Here is an 8150-nt window from a genome sequence, read left to right as displayed (position 1 = left end):
CCAGGCGGATATCGAGCCACATTCCCGGGGCAGGCGACCGACACCTACCCTGCCAGCCGGTCCCGGACCAGCCACAACAAGACTCACAGGCGGATATGGCTGACCGGGTTGATCCTGCAGTCCTGGTTCCAGGGCGTGGAGCCTGGTCCCTGGAAGGCATGTGGAAAATCTGGTCAGCCTCGGACGTGAAAATCTACGGCGGGGCGTCTCCGAAGTCGGCTACCTAGACAAACCCTCCCGGTTAATCGGCCAATACAGCTACATCACCATCTCCCGCAGCCGCAGCAAACACTGGTCCTCCTCTTCACGGCAGCAAGCAAGGACGAGATCCTGTCCGTGGCCGACCTGGGCGGACGGTGAGAAGAAATGACTGAGTCTCCAGGCGACGGGCACAGCCAGACCGAACCTGAGCTGATCTATAAGAATTGGTCCGGTGCGCGTCCGGTGAGGAAGCAGCGGTGGTCGTTGGTGGAGCACCATCGGCAGGAGTGAGCGCCTCCGACTTCGGGATTCGCGGCATCGGGTCTGCCGGGGCGGTGGTTCCGGGGACGGCCCGGAACCACCGCGTGCGACGCCCGGGCGTCCGAGACCGCCTCCTAGTCGCGCCCGTTAGCTGCCGAGAATGAAGTCGGCCGCGCGCTCTCCGATCATCATGGCAGGGGCATTGGTATTGCCTGTGGTGAGCGTCGGGATTACCGACAGGTCCGCGACACGGAGTCCGTCGAGGCCGTGGACGCGGAGTTCGGGGTCGACCACCGCGAGGCTGTCGACGCCCATCTTGGCGGTGCCTGAACCGTCACGGGTTTGATGCCGCTTCCTTTTGTGACAAGGATGGCGACTATGCCCAAGCAATACCCGGCGGACCAGCGTGAGCGTGCGGTGCGGATGGTCCTGGACCATCTGAGCGAGTACGCCTCGGTGAATGCTGCCTGCAAGGCCATCGGACCGAAGCTGAACATCGGCAAGGAAGCCCTGCGCCGGTGGGTGCTCCAGGCCCAGATCGATGCGGACCAGCGGCCGGGTGTCACCAGCGCCGAACAGGATCGGATCCGGGAGCTGGAGCGGGAGAACCGGGAACTGCGCGAGTCCAACGAGATCCTGAAGCAGGCATCAATTTTCTTCGCGAGGGAACTCGACCCTCGCCGCCGCAAATAGCCGGTTTCATAGACCTGATGAGGGAGCGCGGCCACGGGGTCTAGTCGGTCTGCCGGGTCCTGCGCGAGCAGGGCCTGCAGGTTGCCCCGCGGACGTACCGGACCTGGAAATCCTCCCCGCCGGCAGCGCGGGCCGTCTCGGACGCCCGCATTACCGATGCACTGCGGGCCACCACAGGCACCCCCGAATCGCTGTACGGACGACGGAAAATGACCGCCTGGCTGCGCCGGACCGGCCATGAAGTGGCGCACTGCACCGTGGACCGGCTGATGCGCGATGAGGGCATGTCCGGGGTCGTCCGCGGCCGGGCCCACCGGACCACCGTGCCCGGCAGGGACGGGCAGCGGGCCGGGGATCTGCTCAACCGCCAGTTCACCGCCGACCGGCCGAACTATGGATGGGTCACCGACTTCACCTATGTTCGGACGTGGGCCGGCTTCGCGTACGTGGCGTTCGCGATCGACCTGTATTCGCGGGCGATCGTGGGCTGGCACGCGGCCATGTCCAAGGACACGGATCTGGTCCTGACTACCCTGAAGATGGCCCTGTGGCGGCGTGACCACGACGGCCACAGGGTGCCGGAGGGGATGATCCACCATTCCGATGCCGGCAGCCAGTACACCTCCATCCGGTTCACCGAAACGCTGATCCTTGAAGGGCTGGCTGCCTCGGTCGGAAGCGTCGGGGATGCCTACGATAATGCGCTGGCCGAGTCGACCATCGGTCTCTACAAAACCGAGTGCACGGCCAGGAACAGCCCGTTCCTGACCGGTCCGCTCAAGACCCTCGCTGAGGTCGAAAAGGCCACTATGGACTGGGTCCACTGGTACAACACCGAAAGGCTCCACGGCCACCTCGGACTCATCCCGCCGGCCGAATTTGAAACCAACTACTATGACCAGGAAAGCGCCTCAGGAAACCCTGAGGCGCCTCGTATGAAGACGGCCTAAAACTCGGGACGGTTCAGCCCGAGGGGTGGTAGGCGCTGGTGGTCGTTGCCCGCGCGTAGGCACGGAGCTGCTCCCGGCTGGTCAGGTCCGGGCCCGGCCGTGCTTCTCCCTTGACCACGTCCTTCAACGCGGGCTGTTCACCGATGTCGCGCAGCTGTTCGAAGCTGTCGAGCAGGTTCTCGAGGTCGGCCGGCTCCAGGTAGAAGTTCGGGTTGGCCAGCGGCAGGTCGAACGGGTTCGTCGAGCGCAGCGTGAACGTCAAGGACCTGCATATGCTGCTCCTGGGTCGTCTCCGAACGGATCTGGTCGGCAGGTTGCTGGCTTGCGGTAAGGGCTTCCTCCGTCTCCCACAGGGTGATGGATATGGATTTGTTGTCCTTGCCCTTCAGGTACTGGATTCCCAGGCATCCTGAGAGTTCAAGCACCCGTCTGACGGTTTCCTCCGTTGGCGCGCCCGTGGTGCCGGGACTGGTCCTGTAGGTGGAGACTCGGGCGAACATGTGCATCCGCAGGAATGTCGAAGTACCGAGAGATAATCGGCGTGACGACACCACCGGGCAAGATCGCGTTGGAGCGGATGCCGGACCCTCTGGTCTCCAAAGCTGTCGCGCGGACAAGACCTAGCACACCCGCCTTCGAGATCGAGTAGGCAGCTGCTGACCATCCGGCTTGCAGGACAGCCGCGCTGGCTGTCGTGATAATGGACCCACCGGTCCCTTGCAGCAGCAGCTGACGGGTAGCGTGCTTGTGCGCGAACACATGTGACTTCAAGTTGAGGGCGAGCGCCTGCTCCAGTCCCTCGGCCGACAGTTGCGCCACGGCCGACTGATCCCCGCCGGCACCTGCGTTGCTGAAGAAGATGTCGAGCCGGCCAAAGCGCTCCACAGCATCTGATACCAACGCCGCGACCTGCTCTTCCGAGGTGACATCGGTGCGGACGAACGCCGCCCGATCACCCAGTGCGCTGGCCAGTTCGTCCCCGGCCTGTTCGTCGATGTCCGCGAGAACAACCGAGGCCCCCTCACGGATGAATGTCTCGGCCGTTGCGTACCCCATACCGCTCGACGCCCCAGTGATGATGGCCGACTTGCCATGGCATTGATATGAAGCTGCGAGCCGCCTTCATTTTGCCAGCGGTAGCACTCTTCCTGGTCATGGCAATACTTGCGGCTTCCTTTCCAGACCTCTTCAGACCGATGATGTTCGCGCCTGTACCGCCACCGCCAGCCTCATCCAATGGGCCGACGACACCCTCACAGTCCACACCCGCTGGACGCCCCCGCCCAACACACACCGGTGAGCCCCGGAAAACCGGCACGGAAACCACCTGCCCAAATAATGCGGTGAGCGGGTCCGTTGGTTCGATCAGGGGTATGTCCCTGCTACTGCCGCTCGTCTGCCTCGTCACCTACCGTGCCTTATACCCTGCGTTATACCCATGCAGCTACTGGACCCTCGAGCGGTGGCTCGAGACCCTCGCCGAAATTCGCCGTAGAGGGTTCGCCGTCGCGATCCACAGCCCGGCGACCTTGAGCTCCGGAGAGCCACCCATACGCTCATCGGAGTGTCGCGCGGTTACACCCTCGGCATCACTGACCCGCTGAGGAGTACCACCCGAACTTTGTAGGGGCTCCGATCTTCGACCCGGACGGTCGGGCAGGTTAGCGCTCTCGGTAATAGGCATGCCGCCGGTCCAGGGCGAGGAAATCGTCCGAGTCGGGCAGGCCATCGCCAGAGCCTGCATCGCGGTTGCCGGTAAGCGCCGCGACGCGCAGGACCGCTCACCGCGGCCCCAGATCAGGAGGGCGTGAAGGTCGGTGTGACGACGACGTTGATGGCGTGTTCGCCCTCGACCTTACCCACCAGCGTGTCGAGCGCGAGATCGAATTGGTCGAATCCGAAGACGTGCGTGCGCATCCGGTCGAGCGGGATCGCCCCGGACGCAACGATGTCCGCCGCGATCTGATATGCCTCGTTGTTCTGCCCGGCGGCACCGAGGAGCCGGATGCTGCGCGTCGTAAGCATGCCGATCGGAAAGCCGTCCATCGTCGGGGCCTTGACGCCCGCGGACACGAGCGTGCCCCCGAACCGGAGCATGTTGAGCCCGTCTAGCGTCGGCTTCGTCGTGTGCGGCGTGGTGTCGACGACGATATCGAAGCCCTCGCCGTCGGTGAGCTCCATGGCGCGCGTGTGGACATCCTCCTGCTCGACGTCCACCACTGCGTCGGCGCCGAACGCGAGGGCGAGGTCGAGCTTGTGCCGGTCCTTGGTGAGCCCGGTCGCAAGTACGAGGCCAGCGCCCGCGAGCTTCACGGCAGCGACGCAAGCGAGGCCACGCTGCCCGGTGCCGAGGATCGCGACCTTGCTCCCCGGTCTCGTGCCGGGGGTGAGCACCGACCAGCTCACGGCATTAGCCATCGGGTTCCATAGAGTCGCAGTGAGCGGGTCAATCGTGCTCGGCATCTTGTAGAGCAGTGTGGCCGGGTCGATATAAAGGTGTGTGGAGTAACCACCCCAGAGGCCGGATCCGTGTCGGGTCGGGATAAAGCCGTAGACCGCGGGCGCCCACGGGTGGCTACGACATAGGTGGTTCTCGCCGCGTAGGCACGCCCGGCACTTCCCGCAAGGAATGAACGGGTTCACAGCGACCCGATCGCCGATGCGCAGGTTTTTGCGTGGGTTAGGGCCGAGGTCCTCGATGATGCCGACGATCTCGTGCCCGTTGATCCGCGGGTAGGGCGAGCCGCCATCTGCCGGCACTGAGCTCACGGTGCCGTTGATCGATTCGGCGTCCGTGCCGCAGAGCCCGTTCGCTTCGATGCGCAGCAGCGCCGCGCCCTCCCCGAGGACCGGGAGCGGTAACTCCTGGAATTCCTGTCGGAATGGCGCCATCTGGACAAGGGCCGTGGCGTAGCTGGACATCGCGTGTCCCTTCGTAGTCGTGTCGCGGTGACCCGCTAGCGGAGGGTCACAATGAGCATATCTGTAGTGCAATCACTATGTATATTGTGCATTAAGGTAACTAGGTCACAATCCCCCGGCGCACTGGCGCGCCATCAATTAGGAGCGGAACATGTGACGACACGGACTCCCATACACGCCGGCCATCACGGCTGCGGTCGAGGCCTATCGAGCAGCGGGGCGAACCCGTCGATTCTCCCGACCCTGGGGCATTAGGCATGACGGTGGCGCACCGGATCGACGGGCCGCTCCCCTGGCTCAAGTGGATCGATCGCACAAGTCTCGTCGCCTCAGTGCTGGGCGGCATGGTCATAATCCTGCTCATGCTCAACGTCGTCGCAGACCTTATCGGCCGGAGCTTCTTCGGGCGCTCCATCCCGGGGACGTTGGATCTCGTGCAGTTCGCATGGATGCCCGTGCTCGTGTCGCTCGGGATGGGATATGCTCTGCTGCGGGGCGAGCACCTCCGGGTGAACCTCCTGACGGAGCAGACCGGGCCACGCGCGCAACGAGCCATCGAGATCCTCTCTATGTCGTTCACGCTCTTCGCCACCGCCCTCTTCGTGTGGTTCAGCGTCGAGAAGGCACTCGAGGTCACGGGCTTCGAGAAACGAGCGCTGGCCGTATCCTGGTTGACGATCTGGAACTACCGCTGGGTTGTCGCGGCTGGGATGGCCGTTTTGCTGTTGCAGACCGTCGCCATGCTGCTCCGGGCCATCACCGTGACAGAGTTCGTACCCGCCGACGCCGATGAGGTCTTCAACGCGATCGAGCGCGAGGACCCCGTGCTCGCCATCACCGACACCCACGAGGCGAAGGAACGATGAACGCGATGCAGACGCCCCCGGCACGGTGATACCTCCGCTGAAAACGCCTGAGCTGGTGAAAGAGGCGCTAACCGCAAGCCGATTCACGATCGCCCTCATCGTGGTCGGCGTCATCGCCATCCTGCTGGCTGTCTATCTGTTCGTCATCCCGTCGAGCAAGCTCATTGTCGGCTTGATGACCATTCTGCTGATAATGGCGCTGATGCTCCTCAAGATTCCCATCGGGGTAGCGATGTCGGTGGCGGCATTCCTCGGCCTCCTCGTCCCGTCGGGACCGAAGGCAGTCGAGAGCAGTCGCCAGGAGGTCGTCTTCTCCTCGTTCGCCTCCTGGTCCCTAAGCGTGATCCCAATGTTCGTGCTCATGGGTGTCGCCATGGGCAAGAGCGGACTCATGAACGGTGCCTATGAGACGGCGCGCAAGTGGCTCGGCTGGATGCCAGGTGGCCTGGCCATTGCGACCCACTTCGCGGGTACCGGGATGGCGGCGACGAGCGGGAGCACAATCGGGATCACTTACTGGATGTGAAGGCCTCGTTGGAGCGATCGGGCCTTGATCCCGGGCCCGTCAGCGTGCACGACAAGCGCTCGCGATCGGGCTTTCGGCCCCATCGATGTCGGCGTTGTCGCGGATCTTCCGCGAAGCAGGTGTCACTACCGTCGAGCCGAAGAAACAGCCGCGCGCGTCATAGCGGCGGTTCGTGTATCCGCAGCCTCATTGCTGGCAGCTAGACGCGAAGCTGGCCGGCATCGGATTCACAGTCTCTCTGCTGGTGGCAGAGCCCAGCTTCGGCCTCGGAACTCCCGCCAACGACCACGCGAAGGTTCCTATTCTCGCAGCCTCATTGCTGGCAGCGCTGCTGGCCACGGTAGTGCAACGCACCCGCAACCGGCACTACCGACGCATCGAGGCCGAGGAAAAGATCGATGCAGACAGTGACGGCATTCCGGGTGTGTACCAGGAAGACGGCAACGCATAGCTGTACCGGTTCATGAACCTATTGAACGATATCGTCGCGTTCTTCGGGAAACCAGCCAGCGGGGGCCTGCTTGCAGTTGAACGGTTTTGGGTCATAGTGCCGAGCGGGGGTGCAGCTGTGGAACGTGCCGTCCGGATTGAGCAGCACGGCCATGAGGTGGTCGGCGTGATCGCGCCACCACACGCTCATGCCGGTGGCGGCATCGAGCCTGTAGTGTTCTCATGCCCGCCAGAGGGAGGTGACGCGGCTGATTGCTTCGGAGTGGAGAAACCATTTGGGGCACCATAAGCCGCTTTTGCCGTCGTTGCGCCGGTTGTAGGCGGGCAGCAGTCTCTGCTGCAGAAACTCTTCCGCCGAGCCGTAGACCAGTTCTGCCGGCTTGTCCGGGGCCGGGGGGTGCGGTTCCAAACCGGCCGGAGCTTCTCCGGGGGCCGGCAGGTCGGCGAACGAGTCCAGGTCATTCATGGCCTGCCGGCCTTTTCGCTCGATGCGCGGATCCACGCATTGCCGGTCGGGTTGCCCCCGGGTTTGGGTGCGTGTTCGGCGATGGAGGCTTCGACGGCTTCTTTGTGTTTGCCGGTGAACCAGGGGCGGGTTTTGATCAGTGTTGCCGGTGCGCCGGAGGCCAGGACCACGGCACGGCCGCGGTCGAGTCCGGCGAGGTTGGAGACGTCGAAGATCCGCTCTTTGCTTTCCTGCCGGGAGCGGCTGCGCCCGTTATTGCCGCTGGATTGGGAGATGCTGGCGTAGCCGTAGTCTCCGATCAGGTCAGAGAGCGCGCGCAGGAAGCCGTCTTCGGCAACGCCGCCGCCGTAGACCTTGATGTTGGCTGCTGACCAGATTTTGCGCATGTTCGCTTCGTTCCACAGCTCCACACCGTGGGACCATGACCGCAGGATGCCCATGACGATGATCCTGCGCGAGCCGTAGTGGTCCACTTGCGCAGCCGCTCGTGGGCGGTCTTCCACAGACCTTACCGTTCGGGCAGATCCCGCCACGGGGCCCCGGTACGCAGCTTGAACAGGAGCGCGTTGATCACCTGCCGGTGATCCCGCCACTGCCCGCCGTGTCCTGAAGCGGGCAGCAGCGGTTCAATCCGCGCCCAGGCCTTATCCGTCAGTTCACCTCTGCCAACCACCCGACAGGTCTACCAAGGCCCGCCGGGTGATTCACAGGACAGGCCCTAGTAGTACTTTGTTAGGTTTTCCGGCGAGGGTCTTTTAATCCGCCGGCGGTCCTGTTAATTTCCTGTTGTGGAGATGAACGGGACGGGGCTGCGG

Annotated in this window: 8 protein-coding genes and 3 pseudogenes; 4 read left to right on the top strand and 7 right to left on the bottom strand. The window is 63.9% G+C overall.

Going from position 1 to position 8150, the window contains the following annotated elements; translation table 11 throughout:
• Positions 1-609: 609 nt before the first annotated feature.
• A complete protein-coding gene (locus AC5RWU_RS23035; RefSeq protein ID WP_493986497.1) occupies positions 610-900 on the bottom strand; it encodes a GMC oxidoreductase in 291 nt (96 codons plus the stop codon).
• Between AC5RWU_RS23035 and AC5RWU_RS23030 the strand changes: the two are divergent.
• Positions 841-2105: pseudogene (locus AC5RWU_RS23030) on the top strand (IS3 family transposase). The gene AC5RWU_RS23035 and the pseudogene AC5RWU_RS23030 sit on opposite strands and share 60 nt — an antisense overlap.
• A 13-nt stretch (positions 2106-2118) precedes the next feature.
• On the opposite strand, the gene AC5RWU_RS23025 reads toward AC5RWU_RS23030, so the two are convergent.
• The 3 genes from AC5RWU_RS23025 to AC5RWU_RS23015 form a co-directional block, all read right to left on the bottom strand.
• Positions 2119-2367 (bottom strand): GMC oxidoreductase, encoded by a 249-nt coding sequence (locus AC5RWU_RS23025; protein WP_493986496.1) that lies wholly within the window; start codon positions 2365-2367, stop codon positions 2119-2121.
• 155 nt (positions 2368-2522) lie between these two features.
• Positions 2523-3182 (bottom strand): SDR family NAD(P)-dependent oxidoreductase, encoded by a 660-nt coding sequence (locus tag AC5RWU_RS23020; RefSeq protein ID WP_493986499.1) that lies wholly within the window; start codon positions 3180-3182, stop codon positions 2523-2525.
• A 720-nt stretch (positions 3183-3902) separates the two neighbouring features.
• A complete protein-coding gene (locus AC5RWU_RS23015) occupies positions 3903-5027 on the bottom strand; it encodes a zinc-dependent alcohol dehydrogenase (protein ID WP_493986495.1) in 1125 nt (374 codons plus the stop codon).
• A gap of 257 nt (positions 5028-5284) precedes the next feature.
• On the opposite strand from AC5RWU_RS23015, the gene AC5RWU_RS23010 reads away from it, so the two are divergent.
• From AC5RWU_RS23010 to AC5RWU_RS23000, 3 genes and pseudogenes are all read left to right on the top strand, one after another.
• A complete protein-coding gene (locus AC5RWU_RS23010; RefSeq protein WP_493986494.1) occupies positions 5285-5893 on the top strand; it encodes a TRAP transporter small permease subunit in 609 nt (202 codons plus the stop codon).
• 55 nt (positions 5894-5948) lie between these two features.
• The gene (locus tag AC5RWU_RS23005) at positions 5949-6419 is read left to right on the top strand and encodes a TRAP transporter large permease subunit (RefSeq protein ID WP_493986493.1); all 471 of its coding nucleotides are present in this window, start codon (positions 5949-5951) and stop codon (positions 6417-6419) included.
• 205 nt (positions 6420-6624) lie between these two features.
• A pseudogene (locus tag AC5RWU_RS23000) lies at positions 6625-6870 on the top strand (Na+/H+ antiporter NhaA); the annotation flags it as partial.
• 18 nt (positions 6871-6888) lie between these two features.
• Here the strand turns inward: AC5RWU_RS23000 and AC5RWU_RS22995 are convergent.
• From AC5RWU_RS22995 to AC5RWU_RS22985, 3 genes and pseudogenes are all read right to left on the bottom strand, one after another.
• Positions 6889-7335 (bottom strand): annotated as a pseudogene (locus AC5RWU_RS22995) (DUF4913 domain-containing protein).
• The gene (locus tag AC5RWU_RS22990; RefSeq protein ID WP_493986492.1) at positions 7332-7838 is read right to left on the bottom strand and encodes a TraM recognition domain-containing protein; all 507 of its coding nucleotides are present in this window, start codon (positions 7836-7838) and stop codon (positions 7332-7334) included. The pseudogene AC5RWU_RS22995 and the gene AC5RWU_RS22990 overlap by 4 nt, the downstream one beginning before the upstream one ends.
• A gap of 5 nt (positions 7839-7843) precedes the next feature.
• The gene (locus tag AC5RWU_RS22985; RefSeq protein ID WP_493986491.1) at positions 7844-8008 is read right to left on the bottom strand and encodes a transposase; all 165 of its coding nucleotides are present in this window, start codon (positions 8006-8008) and stop codon (positions 7844-7846) included.
• Positions 8009-8150 lie beyond the last annotated feature (142 nt).

Source organism: Arthrobacter sp. B0427-1-12 (genome assembly GCF_059092905.1).
Note: the sequence above shows the minus strand (reverse complement) of the source record. Positions and strands in the feature narration are given on the sequence as shown.

Excerpts from the sequence above, each read along its gene's own strand:
- AC5RWU_RS23035 (WP_493986497.1), bottom strand. The coding sequence starts at position 900 with ATGGTCCAGGACCATCCGCACCGCACGCTCACGCTGGTCCGCCGGGTA.
- AC5RWU_RS23015 (WP_493986495.1), bottom strand. The coding sequence starts at position 5,027 with ATGTCCAGCTACGCCACGGCCCTTGTCCAGATGGCGCCATTCCGACAG.
- AC5RWU_RS23010 (WP_493986494.1), top strand. The coding sequence starts at position 5,285 with ATGACGGTGGCGCACCGGATCGACGGGCCGCTCCCCTGGCTCAAGTGG.